21 protein-coding genes are annotated in these 26,608 nt (G+C 58.3%); 9 read left to right on the top strand and 12 right to left on the bottom strand.

Features of this window, described 5'->3' with window-relative positions; translation table 11 throughout:
* The first annotated feature begins 50 nt into the window (after window positions 1–50).
* The 3 genes from ACNJX9_RS35340 to ACNJX9_RS35350 all read left to right on the top strand — a co-directional run bounded on the left by ACNJX9_RS35340 (window position 51) and on the right by ACNJX9_RS35350 (window position 7,030).
* Window positions 51–485: a hypothetical protein gene (locus ACNJX9_RS35340; protein WP_439406688.1), complete on the top strand. Its 435-nt coding sequence runs from the start codon at window positions 51–53 to the stop codon at window positions 483–485.
* 915 nt (window positions 486–1,400) lie between these two features.
* Complete coding sequence (locus ACNJX9_RS35345) at window positions 1,401–3,566, top strand: anthranilate synthase component I (RefSeq protein WP_439406689.1); 2,166 nt, start codon at window positions 1,401–1,403, stop codon at window positions 3,564–3,566.
* A gap of 1,787 nt (window positions 3,567–5,353) precedes the next feature.
* A complete protein-coding gene (locus ACNJX9_RS35350; RefSeq protein WP_439406690.1) occupies window positions 5,354–7,030 on the top strand; it encodes an outer membrane beta-barrel protein in 1,677 nt (558 codons plus the stop codon).
* A gap of 1,863 nt (window positions 7,031–8,893) precedes the next feature.
* Here the strand turns inward: ACNJX9_RS35350 and ACNJX9_RS35355 are convergent.
* The 3 genes from ACNJX9_RS35355 to ACNJX9_RS35365 are packed head-to-tail and all read right to left on the bottom strand — an operon-like array spanning window position 8,894 to window position 12,164.
* The gene (locus ACNJX9_RS35355) at window positions 8,894–9,445 is read right to left on the bottom strand and encodes a GNAT family N-acetyltransferase (RefSeq protein WP_439406692.1); all 552 of its coding nucleotides are present in this window, start codon (window positions 9,443–9,445) and stop codon (window positions 8,894–8,896) included.
* Window positions 9,446–9,479: 34 nt separating this feature from the next.
* Window positions 9,480–10,670 (bottom strand): hypothetical protein, encoded by a 1,191-nt coding sequence (locus ACNJX9_RS35360; RefSeq protein ID WP_439406693.1) that lies wholly within the window; start codon window positions 10,668–10,670, stop codon window positions 9,480–9,482.
* A gap of 9 nt (window positions 10,671–10,679) precedes the next feature.
* On the bottom strand, window positions 10,680–12,164 hold the full coding sequence (locus tag ACNJX9_RS35365; protein ID WP_439406694.1) for a coproporphyrinogen-III oxidase family protein: 1,485 nt from the start codon (window positions 12,162–12,164) through the stop codon (window positions 10,680–10,682).
* 1,011 nt (window positions 12,165–13,175) lie between these two features.
* Between ACNJX9_RS35365 and ACNJX9_RS35370 the strand changes: the two genes are divergently transcribed.
* From ACNJX9_RS35370 to ACNJX9_RS35395, 6 genes are all read left to right on the top strand, one after another.
* The gene (locus tag ACNJX9_RS35370; RefSeq protein ID WP_439406696.1) at window positions 13,176–13,742 is read left to right on the top strand and encodes a peroxiredoxin; all 567 of its coding nucleotides are present in this window, start codon (window positions 13,176–13,178) and stop codon (window positions 13,740–13,742) included.
* Window positions 13,743–14,373: 631 nt separating this feature from the next.
* Window positions 14,374–14,595, top strand: a complete 222-nt coding sequence (locus tag ACNJX9_RS35375; protein WP_057741050.1) for a hypothetical protein — start codon at window positions 14,374–14,376, stop codon at window positions 14,593–14,595.
* A gap of 15 nt (window positions 14,596–14,610) precedes the next feature.
* Window positions 14,611–15,033, top strand: a complete 423-nt coding sequence (locus ACNJX9_RS35380; protein ID WP_083513859.1) for a hypothetical protein — start codon at window positions 14,611–14,613, stop codon at window positions 15,031–15,033.
* Between the two features lie 1,675 nt (window positions 15,034–16,708).
* Window positions 16,709–17,398 (top strand): response regulator transcription factor, encoded by a 690-nt coding sequence (locus ACNJX9_RS35385; RefSeq protein WP_057741046.1) that lies wholly within the window; start codon window positions 16,709–16,711, stop codon window positions 17,396–17,398.
* Window positions 17,399–17,408: 10 nt separating this feature from the next.
* Complete coding sequence (locus ACNJX9_RS35390; protein WP_439406698.1) at window positions 17,409–18,893, top strand: type II and III secretion system protein family protein; 1,485 nt, start codon at window positions 17,409–17,411, stop codon at window positions 18,891–18,893.
* A 10-nt stretch (window positions 18,894–18,903) separates the two neighbouring features.
* The gene (locus ACNJX9_RS35395; RefSeq protein WP_439406699.1) at window positions 18,904–19,569 is read left to right on the top strand and encodes a CpaD family pilus assembly lipoprotein; all 666 of its coding nucleotides are present in this window, start codon (window positions 18,904–18,906) and stop codon (window positions 19,567–19,569) included.
* Between the two features lie 42 nt (window positions 19,570–19,611).
* On the opposite strand, the gene ACNJX9_RS35400 is transcribed toward ACNJX9_RS35395, so the two are convergent.
* From ACNJX9_RS35400 to ACNJX9_RS35440, 9 genes are read right to left on the bottom strand one after another with little or no spacing between them, the layout of a single operon-like run.
* Window positions 19,612–20,649 carry an EscU/YscU/HrcU family type III secretion system export apparatus switch protein gene (locus ACNJX9_RS35400; protein WP_439406701.1) on the bottom strand — a complete coding sequence of 346 codons (1,038 nt, stop codon included), beginning with the start codon at window positions 20,647–20,649 and terminating at the stop codon, window positions 19,612–19,614.
* Complete coding sequence (sctT, locus tag ACNJX9_RS35405; RefSeq protein WP_439406703.1) at window positions 20,646–21,467, bottom strand: type III secretion system export apparatus subunit SctT; 822 nt, start codon at window positions 21,465–21,467, stop codon at window positions 20,646–20,648. The genes ACNJX9_RS35400 and sctT overlap by 4 nt, the downstream gene beginning before the upstream one ends.
* Before the next feature lie 11 nt (window positions 21,468–21,478).
* Entirely contained in the window at window positions 21,479–21,754 is a 276-nt protein-coding gene (locus ACNJX9_RS35410; RefSeq protein WP_258768918.1) for an EscS/YscS/HrcS family type III secretion system export apparatus protein, read from the bottom strand.
* Between the two features lie 2 nt (window positions 21,755–21,756).
* Window positions 21,757–22,422, bottom strand: coding sequence for a type III secretion system export apparatus subunit SctR (sctR, locus tag ACNJX9_RS35415; RefSeq protein WP_057741033.1), 666 nt, complete (start codon window positions 22,420–22,422; stop codon window positions 21,757–21,759).
* On the bottom strand, window positions 22,415–23,527 hold the full coding sequence (gene sctQ / locus ACNJX9_RS35420) for a type III secretion system cytoplasmic ring protein SctQ (protein WP_439406706.1): 1,113 nt from the start codon (window positions 23,525–23,527) through the stop codon (window positions 22,415–22,417). Before sctQ ends, sctR begins: the two co-directional genes overlap by 8 nt.
* The gene (locus ACNJX9_RS35425) at window positions 23,527–24,060 is read right to left on the bottom strand and encodes a hypothetical protein (RefSeq protein WP_439406708.1); all 534 of its coding nucleotides are present in this window, start codon (window positions 24,058–24,060) and stop codon (window positions 23,527–23,529) included. Before ACNJX9_RS35425 ends, sctQ begins: the two co-directional genes overlap by 1 nt.
* Window positions 24,036–25,394 carry a type III secretion system ATPase SctN gene (gene sctN, locus ACNJX9_RS35430; protein WP_439406710.1) on the bottom strand — a complete coding sequence of 453 codons (1,359 nt, stop codon included), beginning with the start codon at window positions 25,392–25,394 and terminating at the stop codon, window positions 24,036–24,038. Before sctN ends, ACNJX9_RS35425 begins: the two co-directional genes overlap by 25 nt.
* A complete protein-coding gene (gene sctL / locus ACNJX9_RS35435) occupies window positions 25,391–26,014 on the bottom strand; it encodes a type III secretion system stator protein SctL (RefSeq protein ID WP_439406712.1) in 624 nt (207 codons plus the stop codon). The genes sctN and sctL overlap by 4 nt, the downstream gene beginning before the upstream one ends.
* Window positions 26,015–26,019: 5 nt before the next feature.
* Entirely contained in the window at window positions 26,020–26,469 is a 450-nt protein-coding gene (locus ACNJX9_RS35440; RefSeq protein ID WP_439406714.1) for a nodulation protein NolU, read from the bottom strand.
* Window positions 26,470–26,608 lie beyond the last annotated feature (139 nt).

The following is a 26,608-nucleotide window of genomic DNA, read 5'->3' on the forward strand; positions in this document are numbered from 1 at the left end:
TCGATAGCGCCGATCAGCAGGAGCCATCAGACGCGATCAGCATCAGGACGATGATCAAGGAAAAGATTGCTCGGCTGAAGGAGATGAGCCGCCTGGAAGTGCTTGATGCAGATGCCAACACGCCCGATCAACAGATATCGCTCACCGATCCGGACGCCCGTTGGGTGGCCACCAGCGGACGCGGATCGGGTATCCTCGGCTACAATGTCCAGGCCGCGGCCGACACCGAACACCATCCGATTGTTACGCAAGAGGTCATAAACGTCGGCAACGACCGTGGGCAGCTTGCTCTGATGATGTCGAAGCAAGCCAAAGAGGTGCTCGAAGTGGACAAACTCGAGGCGGTCGCCTGGCGGCTACTTCGACGGAGGGGAGATATTAGCCTGCGAGAGGCTGGCGTTGCAGTCACCTTGCCCAAGCCCATAACGTCGAACGGCCAAGGCGGAGGGCCGGTTCGGCAAGCAGGATCTCGCCTACCTGCCTGATGATGACGCGGGTGATGAACATCGTCGGTAAACCGAGCCTGATTGCAGCCATCCGCGACATCTGAAGGGCGGAAAGTGTGTCCAAAAGCGCAATACTGCGTCGCGCCACCCACTTTGGCCGGACATTGGACGACCCGACACGAGAACCTCAGCGCCTGCAATGACTGGCGACCACCGCAGCGTGCCGACCTATCCGTTTGCACACAACCAAGTCCGAACGGAGACACTGCGGTCGTAGCTCTGGCAGCGGTTGCTCGCTTTAAGCCCGAGATTTGAAGACTGGGGCAGGGTGTTTACAGAAAGGACCCGGTCGGACTGGATGAGGCCAAAAACTTTCCTTTGGCGTCGGGTCGCCCTTCGAGCCAGCCCGCAGTGAGCCTTCGCCGATGCGCTATGTTATATGCAAAATGGATCTTGCGTCCACGCCTGCCGTTGAGATCACCAAGAACACGAGCGGTCAGGCCGGCCCGTGCGGCCATTACCGAACTGATTGCGGTTGAGGAGAAGTACGACGGCGTGATGGAGAACTAAGTCGAGCTCGAAGAGCCCCTCGACAACCTTGGCATCGGGCCCCCTCCGTTCGTGGAACATCATTACGACTGATTAATAGCTTGAAGGTGACGCGACGTCAGTTTGTAGGATCATCAGCATCCAGATCTGCGTTAACAGTTACTCGCGTTGTTCACAGCATTTAGCTTTCTCCTCCCAATCGATAACCCACCCAGCAGATTGCGACGCTCGATCGGAACTGGGATGGCGCATCACGTGGGGGCTGCACAATCGAAAACGAAGATCCAAATGGACGCTCTGGATGGAGCGCGAGAAGGCGGCTTCACAGAGAGAGGCGCGTACCAGGTGCGGGGGCCCGTTCACCTCTCGTGCGGCATTTCTTGAACAATTTTGGTGGAGGATCTCATGAACAGGACAGTCTTCTCCGTGCCGGAGCGCAGTGAATTTAGCACCCATCGCGGGGTGTTCATTACACGCAACGCACAGCATTACTGCGGCCCGGCGGACCGGCTGGATGAGCTGACGGAGCTCTTGGACCGCCGCCCTGGCGTGGTGCTGTCGTCGGGCATGACCGTGCCCGGCCGCTACGAGAGTTTTGACCTCGGCTTCTCCGATCCGCCGCTCAAGCTCGAAGCCGTCGGCGTCAATTTCAGGCTGGAAGCGCTGAACCAGCGCGGGCAGGTGCTGATCGCCTTCCTCGCCGACGTCCTGCGCGAGCCTTGCGTGGTGATCTCCGAGAGGACGACCTCGCGGCTTGCCGGCCACATCATTCGCGGCGATGCCCCGGTCGAGGAAGAGCAGCGCACCCGGCGCGCCAGCGTGATGTCGCTGGTGCGCGACATCGTCGCCGCCTTTTCCGCCAATGACGACGGGCTGCTCGGCCTGTTCGGGGCCTTCGCCTACGACCTCGTCTTCCAGATCGAGGATCTCGTCCAGAAGCGCCCGCGCGAAAAGGACCAGCGCGACATCGTGCTCTATGTGCCGGATCGCCTGCTCGCCTATGACCGCGCCACCGGCCGCGGCGTGGTGCTTTCCTACGATTTCGCCTGGAAGGGCAAATCGACCGAAGGCCTGCCGCGCGAGACCGCCGAGAGCGCGTATGTGAAGACGGATCGCCAGGGCTTTGCCGATCACGCGCCCGGCGAATATCAGGCGACGGTCGAGACCGCGCGCGCGGCCTTCGCCCGCGGCGATCTTTTCGAAGCGGTGCCGGGCCAGCTCTTCGCCGAGCCCTGCGAGCGCTCGCCGGCCGAGGTGTTTCAGCGCCTCTGCGTCATCAACCCGTCGCCCTATGGCGCGCTGATGAATCTCGGTGAGGGCGAATTCCTGGTCTCGGCCTCGCCGGAAATGTTCGTGCGCTCCGACGGACGCCGTGTCGAGACCTGCCCGATATCAGGCACGATCGCGCGCGGTACCGATGCGATCGGTGACGCCGAGCAGATCCGCCAGCTCCTGAACTCCGAGAAGGACGAGTTCGAGCTCAACATGTGCACCGACGTCGACCGCAACGACAAGGCGCGCGTCTGCGTGCCCGGCACGATCAAGGTGCTCGCACGCCGTCAGATCGAGACTTATTCCAAGCTGTTCCACACCGTCGATCATGTCGAGGGCATGCTGCGTCCCGGCTTCGACGCGCTTGATGCCTTCCTCACCCACGCCTGGGCTGTCACCGTGACAGGCGCGCCAAAACTGTGGGCGATGCAGTTCGTCGAGGATCACGAGCGTTCGCCGCGGCGCTGGTATGCCGGGGCGATCGGTGCGGTGAACTTCGACGGCAGCATCAACACCGGTCTGACCATCCGCACCATCAGGATGAAGGATGGTCTTGCCGAGGTGCGCGTTGGCGCCACCTGTCTGTTCGATTCCGATCCGGCCGCGGAAGACCGCGAATGCCAAGTGAAAGCCGCAGCCTTGTTCCAGGCGCTGCGCGGCGATCCGCCGAAGCCGTTGTCGAGCTTTGCGCCTGACGCGACCGGCTCGGGCAAGCGCGTGCTGCTGATCGATCACGACGACAGCTTTGTACACATGCTCGCCGATTACTTCCGCCAGGTCGGCGCCGAGGTCACCGTGGTCCGCTATGTGCATGCGCTCGACATGCTCAAGCAGAAGAGGTGGGATTTGCTGGTATTGTCGCCCGGTCCCGGTCGCCCGGAGGACTTTGGGATCAAGAAGACCATCGATGCGGCGCTGGAGAACAAGCTGCCGGTGTTCGGCGTCTGCCTCGGTGTACAGGCGATCGGTGAGTACTTCGGCGGCCGGCTCCGCCAACTTCCACAGCCCGCACATGGCCGGCCCTCCCGTATTCGGGTGCGGGGCGGCCGGTTGATGCAAAGCATGCCCAGCGAGATCGTAATTGGCCGCTATCATTCTCTTTACCTCGAAGGCGATAGCATGCCCGAGGCACTTACGGTCACGGCCAGTACAGAAGATGGCATGCCCATGGCAGTCGAGCACAAGAGTTTGCCGGTCGGTGGCGTTCAGTTCCACCCGGAATCTTTGATGTCGCTGGGTGACGAGGTGGGCCAGCGGATGGTCGAAAATGCGTTTCGGCTGAGTGAGGCGGTCTATTGAGCATGGGTGCCTACCACCGGTTCGCATTCCGTACGCTTCCCCGTAATCTAGAAAATCCTGATTCTCATGGGCGCCTGGCAGTTGCGCGGCTCCAGAATGAGGATTGGCTTTCTTTTGACCTCAGGTTGTTCAAGTCGGCTTGGACTAGGTCTGTTTGGTGGCTGCAAGCCCAGCTCGCAATGCCTGCGCACCGTCCGGTTCGTCGCTTTTGGTCGCGCTGACAAACAGTAAGACCTTGGAGGAGCAAAGATTGTCTCAAGCGGCCATGGCGTAAGAAGATGAACTTGGTAGCAATGGCCCTGTGACAACCGCATTCAATTCTGCTCAGCCACGGCCAATGCGATAGGTCACCGGCCACATCCGCAGATCGCGGCCAATGTCCATCGCGACGTCGCTGCGAAGCTTTTCGATCAGTATCTAGCTCCACTATCTAACCCTGTTGAAGCTTGAAACTCTAACCGTGCTAGCTGGACGCTTAGCCGCCAACGAGTCCACCAATACTGATGCTACAGTCAATGCTATTCCTCTCGACATACAAGTCGGCGCCGCCGTGGATTGCACCGGCATCGTCAAAGATCCGCGTGCTACGCTCAAGCTGGCATCTCTATTCGACGTGTGCTACATGTACGAAGCTAATGGTGCGCGTAGTTCGCGGTCTGACGACTTGATCTCTTCGGCGAAGTTTACGGGAAGAGTTTCGGCAACTAATTGCGGCCATGGACCGACCCACCTTTCTTTGCGACTGCCTCCTCGAGCTTGAAAATTGTTGTGGGCGCAGCCTCGTTCGACATCCCTGGCGTGCAGAGTGCGGTGGCCCACGGCCCGGAACGTGCTTTCCATGACATATAGCTCACAACATCTGCAGAGCCTAACCTAGGCAAGATCTCCGCGGGTGTGCCCGATCTCGCACTTACTTCAGAATCTGATGATGCTCGCTCAATTCCCGATCGCAGCTGAGATGGCTGCAGAAACTGAGACTGATAGTATGTTAGCATAGGCTGATTGTGCCGCTTGACGTCAGAGTCGCAGATGTGCTGTTCACAAACGCATTTGATGACGATCGCTTGTGGCTCGCTCTTTGCCCCTAGATCTACTTTCGCGCGCAGCGCAGAGAAAATCCTTTCCCCTCCAGTCGCGACCCTGAGACCCCGTTTGGGCAGCGAGATCAGCTACTAGAGAGTGATCCAGTTCGGCCCGAGCTCCATCCGATCTTGCCCTCGTTCCGGTCAACTATCTCTGCGCGATCAAGGACGCAACGAAGGCGACGAAAGCCGCAAGACGACGGGCGCCGCTAAAGCGGTCCGGGCGCGGCTCCTAGCTTTCTCGCGCACTCACGCTCCCAATAACTGACACGAGCTGAACTTGCAACGACCGGCTGCTTGCCATCACCGTAGCTCGCGCGGACAAAAGAACACTGCACTTTAAATTACGCTGTTCATTAAGAGCGGAACGGGTCCGCGCACACTTCAATGAACAAACATAAACTCGCACATGCGCGCGCCTTCTACGCTTGCCGCGCAATGTAGGCTATCGACGCTCAATTGTCCGCCTTCAAACCATGGTAAGGAAGTTGACGCGACACACTCTTAGAAAACTCGCGCAGAATATACGATTAGTCCGGCACGCGGCTTGCTTCGTTCAGGACATCATCACCAATCGTAGTGCGGTGATCTTCGGAGCGGCCCCGGCGCGTCATTACGTGTCTAGTCGCTCCGACGATTTGCCGCGAGCGGGACCGCGTCTCGGGAAAGTGCAGGGCAATCATTATGCGATCAAGAGTTCTCTTTTTGGGTGCGACGACGGTGGCGCTCGTCACAACGGGTACAGCTATGGCGGACCTCGAGCGACAAGTACTCCCACCGGCGGTGTGGGACTGGTCTGGAGGCTACATTGGCGGGCACGGCGGCGGCGGGTACGGCCGAACCTCCTTTAGCAATCCCTTTGGCCCGTCGATCTATGGCGACGTCGTCGATGTTCCATCGTTCGTCGCAGGTGGCCAGATCGGCTACAATTGGCAGAATAACAGTTGGGTGTTCGGCCTCGAACTGGATGCCAGCGCAGCTGCCGCCAACGGCTCAAACACCTGCCTAGCCGCCTCCCACTTGATTGTAAGCGCAAACTGCAACGCAGGTCCCAACCTCTTTGCGACCGGGACCGGCCGCATCGGCTATGCCTTCGGCGCGCTAGGGAAAACGCTTGCCTATCTCAAGGCAGGCGTCGCCTGGCAAAACAATCGGGTCGACATCGTCAACAACGTGGAACCGGAGGGCCAGCCACAGGAGAAAACCCATTTCGACTATGGCCGAGTTGGTGGCGTCATCGGGGTCGGTCTGGAGCAAGCCCTTACGCCTGCATGGTCGGTGAATGTCGAGTACGACTATCTGCATTTCGCCGGACCGAGTGTCGCCACCGCTTCGACGGTGCAGTTATCTCCGTCTGCGATCCTGCCGGCGAACACAACCAGCCTGTCCAGCAACTATCACATCGGAAGAGTTGGTTTGAACTACCACTTTGGCATGGACCTCGGGGCCGCACCAAGGTCCGATGCGCCGTATGCGAAATCAGCGGGCAGCGCACCACCCATTCCCTACGCGCCCGGTTGGTCGTTCGAAGGCGGCTCGCGGCTCTGGCTGAGCCGGGGACGATTCCAGTGGGATCACGGCGCACTTGAGAGTAGCTATGCCGGAGACCCCGGCCTACTCCTATCGCGGCTCACTTATCACGGACTGGACGGGCTTTCGGGGGAGGTATTCGGCCGTGTCGACAGTCCCTGGGGAGTGTTCCTGAAGGGTAACCTTGGCATCGGAAGCTTCAACAAAGGGAAGATGAACGACGAAGATTGGTTGGTCCGGCACAAAGGATACCCGTACCAAAATACTCTTTCAGGTCAGTCAAACGGAAGGTTCGCATATTACACGGCGGACGCCGGTTACGATTTCCTGCGCAGCGCGAACTACAAAGTCGGTGCATTTATAGGCTGGGCCTATTACAGCCAGAGCTCAGACACCACTGGTTGCGTTCAGGTCGCGCCTCAGGATAAACCATGTCTGAAGCCGGGCGAGACTAGAATCGTCGGTGCGGAGGATACTCAATGGAATGCGCCTCGAATCGGCCTGAGCGCCGAAACTATGCTGACCGAGCGCTGGCGCCTGAATGCTGATATCGCTTACCTGCCCTGGACCGATTTCAAAGGCCGCGACTATCATCTCTTGCGCCCCAACACCACCTTTGCTGAACAATACGGCAATGGTGGCGGCGGAGTCCAAATTGAAGGCCTTTTGTCGTACTTTGTCACCAAGAATATTAGTCTAGGCGTTGGAGGCCGCTATTGGGCCATGTGGACGAATAAGGAGGCCGAAAACAGGCACTGCGAACCCGGCTGCGATCGGTTACCGCCAGGATTTGCGAAGTACAGCATGGAACGGTGGGGCACGTTCTTTCAGGCCTCTTACAAGCTCAATTGAGGACCTCACTAACGAGGCTCCAGACTTCAGATTCTTAGATGCCGTTCTGAAGTTTGCTGATGACCAGTCCTCGGCGCGCAATTGCCGCTGAGGGTTGGTATATCGCGATTCACGTCACGCGGTACGCCGGGTTGCTACGATTGCAAATCACCCGCCTTGGACACGGCGACCGCAACTCCGCCCCGAACCAAAGCTCGTTCCACTAATAACAGCTCGATCTCTTGGCCCGGACGGAACTCGCTTCAAAGCCGATTGCGCGCGCCATTGCGACCGGGCTGGGATGCGCTCGATGCACGATTTCTAAATTCCGCAGCGGGATCTCTCCTGGGCAACCGTGACCGTGGCGAGCCCCAACATCACGTCGCCGGTGAATCCGAAATGGAGACGATAGAGCCACCAGATTGCGCAGCACCGGTCGAGCGTACATAGCGAGCGCGCGCCTTGTTGCTGCGACCATCCGCGCCATCGGCTTCATTCCGCGTGTCATCTGGAAACCTCGACGTCTCGGGGCCAGCGCTCTCCATTTGATGACTCTTAGGGTGGTGATGGCTCGCTGTCCGGCAAGTGCACCTGCAATGGATTGGGAGCTGAGATTGATGCTCGCCATGGCATTCTTTTCCGCGTTTCGAAGCTGTTGGCTCTTTGCCGTCATCCTACGGCGAAGATACTGCTTGCAAAACGCCCAAATCTGGTAGTGCCAATTGACCGGCTTCCGCGTGGTGATCGCTACCGCCAGGGCGTCCAACCCATCATGTGGGCCTCTACCGGGTCGAAACCCGTATGAGAAGCCGACGAAGTCGCCTTCTTAGATGGCGTTGAGCACCATGACGGTCGCACCCTGGACGATTTGTCCTCCAAGGCAGCGATCGCCAACGCTCTCTCCCGGCCGTCAGTCTTCGGGATGTACGTCCGACGGGACGGCTGGAGACGGTACGCTCCTCCGTGGACCCGCCGGTGCAGATCCGCATGCCGAGGCTCCAGATCTGTCTCGAAGTCCTGCCATGTCACACCATCCACGCCGGGGGCTGCTTTGCGCTTGAGCGCGTAGAAAGCCATACGGAGCGTGTCTGTGTTGATATGGTGGAGAAGCGAGGTGAACCGCTCCTTCTTCCTCTGCCTTGCGGCTCGCCGTACGCGATCAAGCTCCTGGATCACACGATCCCGGCCCCGTGTCCGGAGTGTGCTTTGCTGTCTCGCGTTTGCCTTGGTGCCCGCCCTTCGCTCCATCGCCTCCGCCCACCGTACCTCCGGCATTGTTCGGCGACTTCATAGCTACTATGGCGGAGTCAGACCTCTCCTGATCGTTCATCGGCGGCTACAGCTCCTCGCCTTCCCGCCGCGGACCAGGCTGCTTCCATGAGCATCTGGCCGACCAAGAGAGCTCCCGGTTCCCGTACAAGAAGCTTCTGCACATGCCAGGGTCTGCGACCACGCCGAAACGACCGGGCGCTCGCGATATCGCGTCCTTCGTGTCGCCTTCCGCTCAGTTGACAGCGTCGGCTCTCGGGAAAACATTCTTTCGCAGCTCGATGGCTGGCCTATGCGCTCCCCCGCCGACGCTTCGCCGACATCCTCGCGGACGCCTGCGCACAGCTCGCGGCCGATGTGGGTCGCTACTCGCTCATCGCAGTGGACTTCCACCACTTACTCCTTGCCGGCGTCCCGGCGCACCAACTCTAATGCTAGTTCCATCGGCCTTGTGGGCGTCACAAGCTTGATAACGCCAATAAGGGACCATCTTCCAGGTGACCATCTCGTTGTTTTATCAACCGGTGCGCGGCTCTCTCTCGGTGGGACACGCACGACACAAGGAGCACCTCACGTCGTTTTAGCCTGCCATGAAGCTGCCTCAAGCGCACGAGCTCACTTGGCCAATTGGAGAGCTCCAGCCTCGTCTGCCAGCCGCTTCTCGTAGAAGATCACTGCATATCCCTGCAGCGTCCCTTCCCTGCAGCGAACATAGTCCGCGGTCTCATAAAGCCTTTGAGCACCTAGTTGGATCATTGTCGTGTCCAGCACGATCCGCTTGAAACCCGCAGCAACGGCTCTCGATTCGAGTTCACGAAGAAGTCTCCTTCCAAACCCTCGCCTTCGAAAGGCCGGATCGACGCGCATGCGCTTCAGCTGTGCGACATCAGCATCCACAGCCTTCAATCCCCCCATGGCGACGAGTTGAGAACCAATATGGGCAAGTAAGAAGTCACCGCCCGGCCTGATGTATACTTCCGCGATATTGCGCAAGTCATCCTCCCACGTCCCTTCCGGCCCGCGCACGCCACCATCGTCCGATGCGGCTCTATGCAGATGCCATACATCATCGGCATCTCCTAGCTCGAACCGACGAAAGATCACCTCGCCTTGAGACGTCGACATCGATTGCCAACTGGCCTCGACGGCCGCCGTCTCTCCCGCCATCCACTTTTCTCCTACGCAAATAGCACCCCCATGCTTACTGAGGCGCCGTCGGCAACAGTCTCTGCAAAAGGACAGCGTCGATACTTTCCGATGCCTCAACTCCGACAACCGGTCGACCGGGCTCAACCGTATACTTCAAAGCCGTACTATGGTGCATCAGGGTAAACCGATCCAGCGCACGAACACAGGAGGCCCGCAGCATTCGGATTTCACTGTTGCCGTGCTCTATCACGGGCGAAATGGTTGCATATCGAGGGAAGTCCGCTTTTCCTTCCAGCCAATCCGGTTTGAGCCACGCGTCTTCTTTGTTTGGCGACAACCAGCGGAATACCTTACGAATGTACGCTTGCGGGTAGTACTCGGACAGCCGATATACATCCGAAAAAAATTGCGGTTTCTGCAGGAAAAGCTCTTCGCCGATCAGCAGCACTGAGGCAGCCACAATACGGCCCGAGAATCTGCCGCTCGGGCCAAGCCTATCCTTGTAAGGATTCTTTGCGTAAAACACGCGGAACTGGCCAAATAGATCCGGCGACATATGTTCGTGAAAGCGCGTAAGGACATTATTCGCTGTCTCGAGGTGCTTCATGCATAGCGCAAGACATTGATGGGCGTCAGCGTCAGCCACATCTCGCAACTCGAGCAGAGCGTCGATTGCCAACTGCAATTCGCTTTCGATGAGTTGGTGGCCTAAGCAAAAGTCTCGTTCCTCAACCCCGGCCGCTCCAAGGCAGTAGACACGCGGATCGGTCTGCACCGGATTCGTAAGTATCATATCCTCGTAGGAGAGGACCTCAATGCCAGGCTGCCGCTGGCGCGATAAGCGGGCAAGACGACTTAAGCCCTCCCCCACCGTCAATTCGGCATCCCCGGGATCGAGGCCAGCAAAGGCCGACATGTGATAAGCACAATTGGTGAGATATTGAATGTCTGTCTTGGCAACCTCGAACTCGGAGTGCGGCAGCCCCCGCACCAGCGCATCATAGTCCTTGTCCGCTACAATCGCGCTAATACTGCGACCGAGGGCCCTAACCGCTTCATCCGGCCGCTCGCTGCATTTGATCTGCGCAATATCGTGTGGCAGTTCATCGACGACAAAGTCGCTGAATCGCCCAAGCGGTCGTTTTCGTTGTCGACGATCAATGCGATCGGTCAAATGAGAGAACATGTCTTGCGCGCAGTTGTGCGGCGATCTTTGGGCAAGAGGGGAAATACTGGCGAACATAGCGAGCACTCACCGGCCCTGGCTGAAAATAGCTTGCATTTCCGCAGTCGCCCCGTATCGGGCGGCCGGTGAGTAGTCGTGCTTCTCGATGAGATCAGTTCGTTTATCTAAGATCCTGCTGTCGGTTCGCGCGACCCGCTCAAGCACCTCGTTGGAGAAAAATTGCAGCGATACCGCTCCCGAATTGATAATGCCAGCGGTGGTTAACATCAGCACGCCTTCGTTTGAAATGCTGATGAGTCCCGCCTCAGTTAGTTTTTTGATCTCGCGACGAAAGTATTGTTCCATGGACACTCCAAATTCCTTCTCGAAGCGGGAGAGCGGAACTCCACTACTTCGCAACGCGAGCATCACTGTTCTGCGCATCAGATCGTCTTGCGTCAGGACGACACCTTTCCACACTGGCTTCGCGCCAGACTCAACCATGTCTAAGTACCGATCTAAATGTGCCTCGTTGTAGAATTGGCACTGACTCATGTAGCCAAACCCGCCAACCCCAAACGGGACCAGATTATTGTCGTTCCAGGAATCGTATTTGCGACGCTGCTGAACAGAGTGCGGCTGCGACTTCTTTGTCCAATAGAAGATCGGGCCATGGCGATAGCCAAGTCTCGTGAGGATGTGCTCAGCCATGAAATGCATGACGATGCGCTCCTTCGCCCCAGCGAATTGGTATCGTCCTTTACTCAAATGGCGAGCTACGGGGTCCGTGGATTTGAACAACAATGGGAAGATATTGAACTTCTCCACGCCCATATCCAAAAGACCGATGAGCGATTCATACCAACTTCGAAGCGTTTGCTGCGGCAACCCATAGATAAGGTCTAGCGACAGATTCTGAACACCCAGCTTATTCAGCAATTTAACCAGTTGCCTAACCTCGTCCACACCGTGCCCGCGGTTCAATATTCGCAATATATTCTGATCAAGACTTTGAACCCCCAGCACGAAGCGGTTTACGCCGTTTTTGAGTAGGGTGGATATGCGCTCTGCTGCGTCCACCTGCTTTCCAAGAGATGGATGTAATTCGAAACTCACTTCGGACTTCGATAGATCAAAGCGCTGATTGATCATGTCAAATAGCGCTTTGAGTTGTGGGTTGGTCAAGATCGAGGGGGTGCCACCGCCAAAGAAAGCTGTCTCAATAGACCTACCGGCGAGCGCCGCGTCCGACCAACTCATTTCCTTGTCGAGAGCCGCCAGGTAGCGCTCTACACGTCCGGAACGCGGATTGATTTCCTTAGCGAAGTGACAGAACGTGCAATACTGATTACAAAAGGGTATGTGAAAGTAGAGGTCAATCGATGGCGTAATCTCGCCTAACAATTTGTCGGCATTCAGCTCGCCCATTGCTTTGAGAGGCGGATATGTGCCGACAAGATAATCGTTGTAAGTGTCAAGGTGCAGTTTTCGCGACCTCAGCATGTCGAGGTTAATGTCGTAGGAACGGTCGATCGCGAACTCAAGGGCCTCGGAATAGCTAGGCGCGAGCATTCTTTGGACTCCTTTTGCTTCCGTGTGAAGGCAGGGCGCGACGACACATAAGTGTCGGAGGGGCGACTGTCTGTTTTGGGTCGATGAGGACCCGCGCAATTCGAGCAGCGCGGATTCTCGGCCCCGCTCCACGCTGGTCACATGCTGCGTTGCCATCTTCTTCGCGGGCACCAAGGTGACGGTCATAGTTCGGCACGGATAGCGACAGCAGCCCCCCCATGGCGCAGCGCCTCCCAGACGGATCACGCTCACGGGGCAGCATCCATCGCATTGATCTGCGACCAATCGAGTACCCGCATTTCAAAACCCGGACACCGAGACCACCACATGTTGCGAAACTGCCTATTCGTATCCAGCAATTGGCGTGCCATCAAAGACGACCCGCATGTCTTGCTAGCTAGGCTCTGCAGGAAAGCCAACTTAGCGTGTAAGCGTTCGGTTCTGGACACAAGCGTCTAAAACCGAACACGGCTGAACACGACGACACGAAAAGTGTTGACCGATAATGGTCCCTCCCAGCCCAGACTCAGGGCGTCTGCTGGAGAATTTGTATCTACAACGGTGGGGCTTACGATCCTGAGCACTCTCCTTTTGTAGGAGATTTTCTCCGCTCCGCTCTATGGCAAGAGGCTGAAGTTACGTTTCATCCGGCGTTGGCTAATGGAGAACCGCCAGTGCCACCCGTTGACACTTGTCTAGCGCTGTGCGTGCGCTGTGCAAGATCACCTCGTGCCGCGACCGCGATGACGCTCGCCGAATGCGGCGTCGACAAAAAGACGATTTGCAAGAAAACTTGGTAGAATAGCTGCGCTTGATGAACGTCACTCATTTCTTGCACGTCTTGTCTGTCTCCCTCCAGCCTCCCCTGGGCAAGGCAATGAAAGGCCGGGCAGATTCACCCAGCCACGGTCCTGGGTACAGACTCAGCAGTCTTGAGAACGAATGGCATGTAGCTTGCTTCGCTGATGCCCGAATTGTTCCCTTCACCCGAATAGAGTACGTGAGAACAGAATGCTTGGAATTGGAAGTAAGTTACCGTCGTTCGAGATTACCGGCGTGAAGCCCGGCTTTCACGCGCAGGAAGAGGACGGTCAGAGCGCGTTTGAGACGCTGAATGAAAGGAGCTTCCCCGGGCAATGGAAGATCATCTTCTTTTACCCTAAGGATTTTACCTTCGTCTGTCCGACAGAAATCGCCGAGTTTGGCCGCTTGTCCAAGGATTTCACCGAGCGTGATGCGGTCGTGCTCGGCGGCTCGACCGACAACGAGTTCTGCAAGCTGGCCTGGCGGCGCGAGCATAAGGACCTGCATCATCTGCCCATATGGCAGTTCGCGGACACCAAGGGCGAGCTGGTTGATGGACTTGGCGTTCGGGCGCCCGAGGGGGTCGCCAACCGCTATACTTTCATCGTCGCCCCCGACAATAGCATACAGCATGTCTATGCTACCTCCCCGAATGTTGGCCGTAGCCCAAAGGACACCCTCCGTGTGTTGGATGCGCTGCAGACCGACGAGCTCTGTCCGTGCAATCGCGAGATTGGCGGGGACACGCTGAAGGCCAGCAGCGTCATACCATGAACTGAGGAGGTGAATGTCCAGCGGGCGCTTCGCATCAGTTCGGCGAGAGGCTTTCACCTTCACGCTGTTGCGGCCTGTTGTCGACACAGCGAACCCATCGCGCGCAAGCGTCGCACCTTCCCCACTGCGAACCTCCCTTCGGGCCTTGTTTTCCATAAGCCGCTGTTTGTGCGGAAAGACTCGCAGATTGAACGACGAGTGATAGCTCGGTGCTTGACTGGCAAATGATGACAGCGCAATCGTCTTACTCTTATTCTTGAGTGCATCGGCTCGAAAATTGTCGGCTCGAAATGCGCAGCGCAGAATGAAGACGCTCTTCCGAACCTAAAAGCCCCCCAATATCGGAAGCGGTCGTTGGGAAAGACGGCTTCAGTCCCACAGCTGGAGCTTTTTTTGCGCAGACTAAGCCCAATACCTTCCGTGAACGTCCGCACGTTCTCAAGTCGGAAAGCGCACCCCTTCTTCCATTTCCGTGCTGCCGCTGTTTACGGTGCATGCGCGCGTCCTTGCCCGCTGCGATCAGCAGAACATCGGCAACTGCGTTGGAATACTCCTCCCTTGAAAATTCACGACTCTGGACCAGATACTGGATCGAGGCTCTATGGCTATCAGCAATCTGAGGAGGGCGATTATGGCAATCCAGATCGTGATGGACCACACCGGCGACAGCCGTCATCCTTTCAACGCCGACGACGCACAAGAACTGGCGAAGGCGAAGCAGCGGTTCTACGAGCTGACGAATATCGGTTTCACCGCAGCGGTCCGGACCGGTCCAGGTCAGGTCTCACAGATCCGATCGTTCGACCCAAACGCGGAAGAAACCGTTTTCTTCCCCAGGCTGGTTGGCGGCTAAGTCGGCATTCCTGCCATGTTCGGCTTCCGATCGATGCCGCCGGGCGGCCGTTCTCGGATGCGCGCGATGCGGGCCCTTATCATCAGGCACGGCGCCGAGCGGACGCCGGAGGGTCGGTCGCTGTGCCTCTTGCAGCAATGGCTGTCGCCGGTGCAGCGGGAGCAGTTTGTCCAAAAGGGCTACTTCGAGGTCGTCGGAAGTGACACCGGACAGCGCTATAGGATCCACCTGGGGGCCTCGGTGAACGTGTGCGAGATCGACGAAAGAGGCTGCCCGGGCGAGGGGTTATGTTTCTCGCCGGCCGGCGCTCTGCCGATCGGAGACGTCATGCTCGCCCAGAAGATCGCGCTCGAAACAGGCGAACGCGACGTGCGTGCCGTGGCCAGGCGGTTCACTCCGAGCGGTTTCCATTTCAGGCCAACCCGACCTCTCGGCTGACCGCGCGGGCGGCGTCTCGTAAGAACGCTAGCTCCAAACAGGCAAGAAAGCCTTCGCGAGCCGCAGGCCTGCTGGGATTCTGCCCGGATGCTTGGGATCAGGTATATCAGCAATCGCCCAACGATCCGACCGGATCGCAATCATCCCCTGATCGTGTGACCACGTCCCCAATTCGGTCGCGCCGCGCGAATGCGGTTACCGGATTTGCGATGGCAGAGGCATCGGCACGTCAAGATTGACGCCGTTTGTAAGCTGGCTGATCCGTGTTGAAGCACATCACGGCCCGTTGTCCGTCTCCACTGAGGCGAGAGGGAACTGTGATGCCTAGCGGCGCGAAAGAAGGCTCCTCTGGTTCGCACAACTCTCTTGCCGGTTCCTGCACCGTCGCTCCAAGACCAGCTAGTTTGATCTATTCTAACTATGAACGCTCAAAAGGACTTGAATCGTACATTGCGTCAGATTGTAGGATTCCGAACAAGTGTCGCACGTTTTCCGGAAAAGGTCGCGCCCTCTCCGGTCGCCCCAAAACTTCAAGCCAGACAGAATGTCTCAAAACCCCAAGCTCGCCTCGCTTCATCCCGTCACGCTCCTCGACAAATACACTCCACCCCCCAGTGTGGTTTATGCACCCCTGACAGTGTGTCAGCTTCGGCCCACTTACGGCTGGAGCAGGCGTAGTGGTTCGACGCCAGGGCCCGTTGTCTTCGCATCGTCGTCCCCGGATGAGCGAACGGCACCATCAACGCTCGATATCCATCCGGTTCGCGGCCGCTCATCAGAATCGGTGCAATGCGGCCGGCTAAGCCGCCCAAGGCGCATGCTTCACAACGCCGATGCGGGATGTGCCCGCAAGTCGTTCGGCGCGCCTGGCGGGTGCACCGTCGCCATCCCATCGGAAGTGACTGAAGGTCGGGTCTGCCGGCGTTCGGCACCTATCGAGGGGCCTGTGCTTCGCAGCCAGAGGCATGGGGTGGCGGCGCGATAAGGATTGAGCAACTTTGCGGCCTGCAGATGTGACGACAGATCGTCTGCGCGGCGATCGAGACTTTCAACAGGATCTAGCCGCTCGCCGTCTCGGCTCAAGGCCGAATGAGTGAGTCCGCTGGTTCAGCGCGGAACGTCTATCACCCGCGAGAGGCTGGCAAATTGGGCGGGCGGCGATGCACATCACCTACATCATCGCTCGTCTGCCATCGAAACCCCGCAGTAAGCTGCGCTCGGTCATCAGGGCATCAACCGCAATGGGGAGATTTAAATCAAGACTCCGGGAACGCATGTCACCGATCCGAAATGTAAATGCATTTCATCCAAAAAATCGATTTCACCAATCGTGCTCTCGCAATCATACCTCATGATGTCGGTGACAAATTCCCAAATTGTCGCAGCGAAAAGCGAGGGTGCTGCCACTCGATGCATTTGATTGATTGCCGCCTAAGCCCCTGTGGCAAGACCAGATTGGACGTCACCAAGACGCATGCGAGCCACACCGGGAGATCGAAATTGCGAATCGAACTGACAATGGATCGGATCAAGTGTTCGATTGGCTGGCACTGCTCTTCTTCATCTATTCCGGCTGCCAGGGTTTACGGGCAAGCCGGACTTTTCAATTTCGCTCGGGTCACGTTCGGGATGACGTGCTCAGTGGTTTTGGCATGACTTGAGAAGAGGGGATGAAATGCGAACGCTACTGGTTGATCATGAGACGGACCCAGCGCGTGTTGTACACCAAGCGCTCTCGGATTGTGGTTTTGCCGTTGATCTAGCGTGTACGCTCGATGAGGCAGCCGCCGCCTTTGGCTGTGCCCGCTATGACATCCTCCTCCTCGAGTTGGTCCTGCCGGACGGAGACGGTTTGGAGTGGCTGAAGCAGTTGAGGCGCGACGGGTATTCGATGCCGGCGGTGATGATGAGCAGCCTTAACGAGCTCGGTAGGCGGATCGCGATTTTCAATGGCGGTGCGGACGACTTCCTGCCCAAACCCGTGTCTCCTGATGAACTCATCGCCCGGATGCGCGCCGCTCTGCGCCGAGCCACGCAAATGACGTCGCCCGTCGTTACCTTTGGGAACTTGAGATTCGATCCGGTTGGTCGGCAAGCATCCGTCAATGGCCGGCCGCTGAAGATTGCGCGCCGCGAAGTGTGCATTCTTGAACATTTGCTCAGCCGTGCAGGGCGTACCGTGGCGCGCGCGGCATTGGAGGATGGGCTCTATGCATTTGACAACGAAGTCTCGACGAACGCGCTTGAGGTCGGAATCTATCGTTTACGCGGTCATTTGAGCCAGTCCGGTGCAACGTTACGGATAAAGACCGCGCGCGGGATCGGCTACGTCCTTGAATTGAAATCCGCGGCCTCGGCCGCGTAGTCAATCGAACTTGAAAGAAAACACCATCTTGAACGTCATTCTTGACAAGCATGCTAGCGCCAATGGGGGACCGATCGTTGCCAACGCCTTCTCGTCGAGCTTTCTGCCTTATCTGTCGCATCTTTTGTGCGCGGTCGTTCTGCTATCCCCACTTACTGCCGTGGCCCAGATTAAGGGCGATAATGGAGGAGGAACGCCGCGTCCGGTCCCTGATGCCATAACCGGGACGCTGAACCTTTCCCCTTCGATTGGTAAGACAATTCATCTGCCCGCGCCAGCCGCGAGCGTCTTTGTCGCCGATCCTGCGATCGCGGATTATCAGGCACCGTCGAACAAGACCGTTTTCGTTTTTGGCAAGAAATCGGGACGGACCAGCCTGTTCGCACTGAACGAGAACGGGGAGGCTCTTGCTGAGCTACGCGTTGTCGTTTCGCAGCCGATCGAGGATCTGCGCGCCACGCTGAAAGCCCAGGTCGGCGACTATCCGATCCAAGCCAGCTATACCCCGCGCGGCGCCATCCTTAGCGGCACGGCACCCAATGCTGAGATCGTTGACAGCGCCGTGAAAGTCACCGAGCAGTTTCTCGGTTCGGGTGCACTTGTCCTTAATAAGATCCAGGTGGCTGGATCCCTGCAGGTCAATTTGAGCGTGCGCGTGGCCGAGGTCTCCCGGAGCGCCATGAAGGAGCTCGGAGTCAACCTCTCCGCATTCGGTCAAGCTGGTCCCTTCACCCTCGGCTTGGTCAGTGGCAGCGGTGGAGGTGGCGGCGCCGCGCAGGGCGGCGGTACGGCGAGGATTGGATTCAACGCTGGCGGTGTCAACGTCAGCGCTGTACTCGACGCACTGGCCAGCGAACACCTCGCTTCCGTCCTTGCTGAACCGAGCCTGACCGCAATGTCCGGTGAATCGGCAAGCTTCCTGGCCGGTGGCGAATTTCCTATTCCGGTCTTGCAGGACAATCGGCAGGTTTCCGTCGAGTTCCGCCACTTCGGCGTTAGCCTGGAGTTCGTGCCGACCGTTCTTAGCAATAATCAGATCAATATCCGCGTGAAGCCTGAAGTCAGTGAACTATCGTCACAAGGCGCTGTCACCGTTAACGGCATTTCCGTGCCGGCTCTCTCCACCCGACGTGCCAATACGGTCGTCGAACTCGCAAGCGGCCAAAGCTTTGCAATCGGTGGGCTAATCCGGCGTAACTTCAACACTGACATCACGACTTTTCCTTGGCTCGGCGACATACCGATTCTTGGTGCGCTGTTTCGCTCGTCCCAGTTTCAACGGGAGGAGACGGAACTCGTGATTATCGTGACGCCTTACGTCGTGCGGCCAAGATCGAACACGCGGCCGATAATTGCCCCCACCGACCCCATCGCACCGCCCTCAGATCTCGCACGCACTCTGACGAACCATTTGGCAACTCGGCCGCCGGGGCGCGGTGCTCCCGCCACCAGCGCACCGAGCACGACTAGGGGCGCCGGCGACAACACCGAATGAGGATCAGCCAATGACCTTTCGCATCGTATGCCCCCTGATCGCTCTCGCGACAGGTCTAGCCGGCTGCACAAGCACTGCGCCGACCTCTGTCGATCCGGCTGCGCAAGCGACCCTGGTTCAAGAGGAGAAGAACGTTTTACTGTTGCAGAGCCTTCGCGGGGCCGAACGGCAGCGTCTGCGGGAGTTCATAGCGAGTACCAGTCGCGGTCTGCGTGACGCGCTCCATCTCAACATTGCCGGCCCACCTCGGCTCGGAGTGCAGATAGCCAGTGAGGCCCGCACAATGGGCGTTGACCCTCACAATATCCGCCTGTACGGCCCTCTCATTACCCGGCGCGAACGCTTTGCCGCACGAATCGAGGCGATTATGTATGAGGCGCACCCTCCCGACTGTCCGTCGATGTCAATCGTTGGTCCGTCAGTGAACGACAATTCTTTCGACCCGACGCTTGGCTGCTCGATCCGCAACAACCTTGCTATCATGGTCAACGATCCCCGTGACTTGATTGGCAATCCAGCCGTCATGCCGAGCGACGGCAATCGTGCGGCGATCCCCGTTAGCACATACAAGAGCTTCGCGACGGGCAATAACAGCAACCTGGGACAGGCAGCTAACAGCAAGTCGTCATCAGATCTTACGTCAGCCGGTACTACGGCCGGACAGCCGTCTCAATAGCGACGACGTCCTTCTGCAATGCGATCTCATTTACAATATGATCTAGACTTGACCAGCGGCAAGGAGAGCCCTTGCGACAGACTCGAAATACTGGGTTGGAATGGGGTTACCAAGCTTGGCGCTGCGGATCAGCTCACGGACCACGGCGTGGTCATTGACAATAGTGAGATGAAGGGCCCGCGCCTCATCAAAGAGCCGTGAAGCGGCTTCGCCCTCGCCGCGGCAAACCACGACAGGGACGCCGGTTTCGCCACGAACGTAGCGTACCCCGACCAGCATCTCCTGCCCGGTCAAGATCAATGTTGCGCGATTCACCCCGAGCGGAGCCTCGCGGGCCTGCTCTCGACGGAGACGACGGTGTTCCCGTTTCACCTCCGGGTTACCTTGCTGCTCCTTGGACTCCCGCTTTGCCTCGCTCTCGGTCATGCGCATGCTGCGCAAAAATAACCAGCGCTGGATGAGAAGATCGATCAATCCGCCGATGAGAAAGGCACCGCAGGCAATCCCTATCAACAGTTTGACTTCCATGAAGACGAAGCCGAAGCAGCCTATGCCGCAAGCCGGCATATAGACCAGTGTCTTCCACGCGCCGACAACGACAAAGAAGAAGATCGCTCCGAGGCCGATGGCTTTTAGCATCGTCTTCCCAAGCTCGACGAGGGAACGCATGGAAGCGATGCGCTTCAATCCCTGTATGGGATCAACGTTCTCGAATTTCAGCTTTACCGGCTCGAAGGAGAAGATCATTCCACCATTGGCCAAGACTGTCGTCAGAATTGCCCCGACGACAATAGTGGCGAGGAATGGGCCAACAATGCCGAGAACGAGTTCGGGCAAGACGCCCAGCGCCAGCTGGACCGCAACGTCGAACGGCTTATCCAGCAGTTTGTCAGTTAGCATGAGCGCTTGATGGCACTTGTCCTGAATGGAACTGGCTTCCAACCAGAGATAGCCGAGACCTGCGCAGACGCTGACGGCTCTAACCAAATCCGTGCTGTGCGCAACCTGTCCTCTCTTGCGCGCATCCTTCAGCTTCTTGTCGGAGGGGGGGAGCGTTTTCTCTTCGCTCGTATCGCTCATTTAAGTCGCCTTTCGATCCTCTCCAACTCGCGGTTCGACTGGCTGATCTCCGATTGGGTGTATTCGATGAGATATACGGTGTACGTGACCATGACGATCGCAAAGCCGATATTCTTGATCGTCAAAGACAGGTCCTTCGGGTTGAATTGCGGCGCAAAGCGTTGGAGTAACATCGCTGATATATCGACAAGCAACAGGAAAGCCACCACAGGCCCAGACACCAAAATTGTGGTACGTATGATGCCGTCGATCACACCGAACAATTCAATGGTTCCTTGCACGCTCACCGTGGGCCGGAACTGATACACTGGCAAGATTAGATAGCTGCCATAAAGTACGCTGATCATAGTCTGCAGGCCTCCCGATACAACGAAGATGGTGATCGCCGTGATACCGAGAAACAGTCCTGTCGCCGAGGCCTGACTGCGTGTCGCCGGATCGGCGGGCGCGACCACGCTGGTGATGCCTCGTTGGGTGTCGATGATTTCCCCGACAGCCTGGAGGCTCCACAGCGGGATGCTGAGCAGGGCACCGATCAAGAGGCCAACACACGCCTCCTTCAAACCCAGTAGCGTGATCTTGATCAGACGTGTGTCCGGATCTAGCGCGTTCAAGCCATCGCCGATCCGTGCCAAGTACGGTAGTTCGATCGCAACGGCCAAACAGCCGCGGATCAACCCGCCAATCTGCGACCGCGTAAATACGGGAAGGACCAGCATGATGCCCGCGGGACGGGCCGCACCAAGGCCGGCAGCAACGACGAGTTCGATGGCCGCCTGGATCAGGCTTTGCGTCTCGGCGCTTGATAAGTCAGACATCGCGACGACTGCTAGTAACTCGCCGTGAGTCCAGGAAACTCAGTGAAGATCTGCTTGGCTTGTTCGATGAGCGGGGCGCTCAGCACCGGAGAGAACAGAGCGATAACCGCAACGACGACGAGAAGCTTCACGGTCAGAGGCAACGTTTGGTCCTGGAGCTGCGTTGCCGCCTGGAGGATACCGATGATGGTTTCGGCAACCGCCGCTGCAATGAGTGGAGGCAGAACCCAGATCATGAAAAGCACGAGCGACCGGCTCATGTGAGCGAGAATAGTTGTGTCGTCCATGCTCAACCTCCCGGTGTTGTGTAGCTCAGCACCAGCCCGTGCATGAGACGCGACCAGCCATCGATCGCCACGAATAGAAAGAGCTTGAACGGGACGGATATCACTGTCGGAGATACCATTGACATGCCCATGGCCATCAGGATTGTCGTTACGATCAGATCGATCGTGATGAAAGGCAGATAGAGCAAAAAGCCAATTTCGAAGGCACGCTTGAGTTCTGAGATGAGAAAAGATGGGACGAGAATGACAAAATCATCAGCTGTGGCTTTGCCGCGCATCTCCTCTGGCCAGACACGTTCGGTCGAGGACAGGAAGAATCCTCGCTGATCTTCATTGGTGAACTTCTTGAGATAGCCTCGCAGCGGCTCCTGCCCCTCTTTCGCAGCACTTACCCAATCCTCGAGCGTTTGATAGCGGAGCTGCAGATCGGCGATTCGATTGTAGCTCTGTTCAAAGACCGGGGCGCTGGTGAAGGCGGTGAGGATCAATGCTGCGCCGTATAAAACGATGTTCGGCGGTATCGACTGGGTCCCAAGAGCATTGCGAACGAGGAAGAGAACGACAGATACCTTGATGAACGCCGTGGTCGTGACGACCGCGAAGAGCAACAAGCCGAGCCCGGCCGTGACCGCAAGAAGGGCAAGGATTGCTGGTTGAACGTCAGTCATGGCCGCCGAACCCGCCACGGAGCCTGATGCCGAGCTCGTCCCCAATACGTACAATGTCGCCACTGCCGATCCTTCGGCCGTTTGCAAGGATATCGACTGGGCCGTCGACCGGCCGGCCGAGTTCGAACACATGTCCTTCGCCGAGACCCCTCAATGCTCCCAGCGTGATCGGCCAGCGGCCGCACTCGAAGACGAGGGTGACCTCGATGTCGTCGAGATCGGCTTCCGAGGGCGGATGCTGCGGTTCGGGCGGGGTCGTCATGTTTGCGTACTCCTGTTGTCGCGGGACCGACCGAAATGGTCCCCGCAGGATCAGGTGGTTGCCGGCGACTTCTGCCACGGTCCATAACCGGCCCGCAGTGAGAATGATCTCACCACGGGCGAATGGCATTAGGTCTGGCAACAAAGCATCGCCTGCACTCGTTTTGCGAAGAAGCGAGGCAGTCGTGCGAAGCGCGCCCATTTCTCCTGCAACGATGATGGGGAGCTCTTTGGAAAGTTTGCGCGTTTCGCGCAGCAATTGACCGAAGAGTTCGCCTAAGGCCTGGAACGCCGGCGGTATCGGTTTATCAAGAGGCGAGAAGAGAAATAGGCGACCCTTGCTCCTGACCGGACCGTAGATGACGCCGAATTCGATATAAGGCCCCATCGTCTCGGCCTTTCCAACATGAAGCAGTTGCAGCCGCTGCTGAATCTGATTCTCCAGAGGTGCCAGCAACGGTTCGAGTGCAAGTTCGAGAACGAGCGAACGACTTGGCTCGGAAGGCAACGCTAGGCCGCTCTGTACTGCCGAGATTAACGCCTCGGCAAGTGCATGGGGTATCGACAAAACGATCGTTTCATCTCCGACGCTCCAAACACAGTCGAGCATCGATATAGAAGAAGGTTCCACCTGCCAGACAGGTCGTTCCAATCGCACCGATAGCGGTTTACCGCCAAGGCTCGTCTGCAAAGGCGTGCGGGGTCCGGCGATGCTATTGAGCCACGAGACGAACGTATGGGTCAGAATGAGTGACGGCTCGTAGCTCGTGTATTCGACCGCACGATCTGCAGGAGGCGGGTCTACAAGACCGCACGCTTGCGATGCAAGAGAACTAGCGCTCATCAGATTGAACCGTCTGCCATTTTGTGAGGCAAAGCCCGCCCATAACGAAGCGAGACCTCATCATCGGCCTCTATCTCGGCTGTAACCTCCGCATGGGTGTCGGCCGCCCGCTGGACGTCGGTCTCGATTTGCCGCCATTTGTCAGTTGCCGCGGAACATTTGGCCCAATGCACCCGCCCTTCGGAGGCCGCTGTTTCGGCCTGCTTTTGAGCGCTACGGGCGTCCTCCAGCGTCTGGCGTTTCGACGTGACCTCAGTTGCGAGCCTCTCAAAGATGAGCTCGCAACGATCGAGTTCAACGACGGACACGGTACCGAGCGATGTCAGCTGCTCGTAAACCTCTACTTCCGCCTGTGCGCGACGTTCTTCTGCAATTGCAAGTTCTCGCCCTGCACGCTCTGCGGCCAAGGCCTCGATGCGGCATTTAGCCTCCAAATTGGACAACTCAGCGCGAGCACCGCGCTCACGTATTTCCTTTACGTGCCGCAATCTCGAAGCGTGAATGCAACTCATGCGGTCAGACGGCACATCCATGTGACGGTTTCTTCAAAATTGGAGGCATCGTTTTCACCCTGGCGCAAGAACTTGCGCAGGTCATCGATAGAGGCAATAGCCCGGTCCGTCAGCGGATCGCTGCCCTGCTTGTATTCGCCGACCTTGACCAAAAATTCGGCCTCTGCGTGGCGTGAGAGCAGATCGCGGAAGAAGGACGCCGCGTTGCGATGCGGCGCAGATACGACGGCATCCATGACGCGGCTGCGGCTCGAGAGCACATCGATAGCGGGGAATTGCGCGCGAGCCGCGATAGAGCGTGAAAGAACGATATGACCATCGAGAATGCCGCGCGTTTCCTCGGCGATTGGATCGCCAGTACCCTCACCTTCAACAAGCACGGTATAGAAGGCTGTAATTGAGCCACGTTCATCCATGCCCGCTCGCTCCAGCAAGCCCGGCAGCATGGCAAAGACAGAGGGAGGAAAGCCCCGCCGGGTTGGTGGCTCACCCGCAGCAAGCCCGATTTCGCGCATCGCGCGGCTAAAACGCGTCAATGAATCCATCATCAGAATGACGCGCAGGCCTTGCTCGCGAAAATATTCGGCGAGCGCGGTTGCAGTATAGGCACATTGCGCCCGCTCCATCGCCGAGCGATCGGAGGTCTCAACGACGAGGACCGTGCGGCGAAGGGCTGCCTCCCCTAGATGCCGCTCGATGAATTCACGCACCTCGCGCCCACGCTCGCCGATCAGGGCAACTACGGTCACGTCGGCAATCGCGCCCTTTACGATCTGTGCCAATAAGGTCGACTTGCCACAACCAGGCTCCCCATATATGCCGATGCGCTGGCCCTCGCCGCATGTCAGAAGACCGTCCAAGACACGGACGCCGAGTGGCAATGGTCGCTCGATGATGCGCCTCGTCATTGGGTTTGGAGCTTGGCCGCGCAGCGGACGAGTTTCTGTGGCCTTGACTGCGCCCTTGCCATCGAGAGGACGGCCGAAGCTGTCGATCACCCGGCCAAGCAGATCGGGCCCCACCGGCACTTCATGCATTCGTCCCGTAGCGACGACTTCTGCGCGGCCGGACACGCCCAGCAAGTCACCGATCGGCGTCAGCAACACGCCATCCGGCAATAAACCGATCACCTCGGCCTCAAGCGAAAATCCGGTGCGCGGATCCTGCACGACACAGAGCTCTCCAATCCGCGCGTCCGGCAAGACTGCATGAATGAGCGTGCCGATCGCGCGCGTGATCCGTCCGCGTACGGGACGCGTGTCGACATGTCTTACTGTCGATCGCAGACGCGATAGCGCCGCGTGCGCACTCCCCTCGCCATCGCGATGAGCATGGTTTGCCGCCCGCGTTGTCACAGTTCGCCTGCCTGAGGAGGTAGCCCAAGCCCAAGACGCAGCGCGCGGAGCTGTGCGGCAAGTCCGAGATCGACATTGCCGAACTCGCTCCGCAGCACGCACTCGTGCTGGGAGAGCGCCGGATCCGGAACAATTCGGACAGTGGGCCGGCCCTCCCGTCCGTCGCACGCAGCAAATTCGCGTGCAAGCGATTCGGCATTCATGGCCGACACATGAAGGGAAAGTTCCGCTCCGCCATATTTTCGCAGGATCGCGTGACGAACCGTTCTCATCAACATCTCGCCGGGATCGAAGGCGCCCAGCAGATCAGTTACGATCTCCATCACGAGCTGTGGCAACTCCTCCTCTAGAGCGGCGTTTCTCCGCGCCACTTCCGAGGTCGCCTGCGCGACAAGCTGCGACATTTCCTCGGCGCCGGCCGTCACCCCCTCGGCGCGGCCGCGCGCTCGCTCCAGCTGATAAGCTCTGCGCGCCCAGCCACGAACGCGCTGCAGATGCCGCTCTGCCGCGGCTCGCGCAGCGACGGCCTCCTGCCAGATTTCGAGATCCTTCGCTTCTATGAGCGGGCCAAGCGGGCGCAAATGCGGAGCTAATGGCGGCGCGGAATCGTCGGCTGTCATAGCACCTAGCCTTCCGTCGCCAAATGGGCCAAAACCAAGGAGAACAATCGGCTTGCGGCTTCGCGATGTTCGTTTTCTGGATGATCGGCGGCAGTTCCGACCGCTAAGCGTAGAAGCACGCGGCTGCGGTCAGGCGCTGACACTTCGTCGAGCCAGGCGCCGAGACAGGCATGCCCATCGTCATCAATCTCTTGCGCGAGTTGTTGTGGATCGGCAATGACTCTGGTTGAAACCGCGTGCGATGCATGTCGGATACCGAAAGCCTGCACTTCCTCACCGACACGCCCGATCAGCACGGCGACATGCTGTTTTGAGATCAGCTTTAGCAGCGAACGGGCATGCCAAATGCTGCCGGCGAGCAGAGCGGCCCGTTTCGGATCATGTCCGAGCAGAAGATCCGGGCCAGATACAGCTCCGTTCAAGTCCATTTCGTTGTCAAGCAGCAACCGCGCCATCCTTATCTGCAGCCGGGAGCTTTTCTGCAGCTGTATCAACGTCGCAGCCGATAGGTTCGCATCAAGTCGTGCGGCAAGGCGGGTCGGATGAACCGAGGCAGCGAGCTCGCACGATGGCGATGGACAACGCCGCTCGGCG

The organism is Bradyrhizobium sp. BLXBL-03 (assembly GCF_051853015.1).
Lineage (GTDB): Bacteria > Pseudomonadota > Alphaproteobacteria > Rhizobiales > Xanthobacteraceae > Bradyrhizobium > Bradyrhizobium manausense.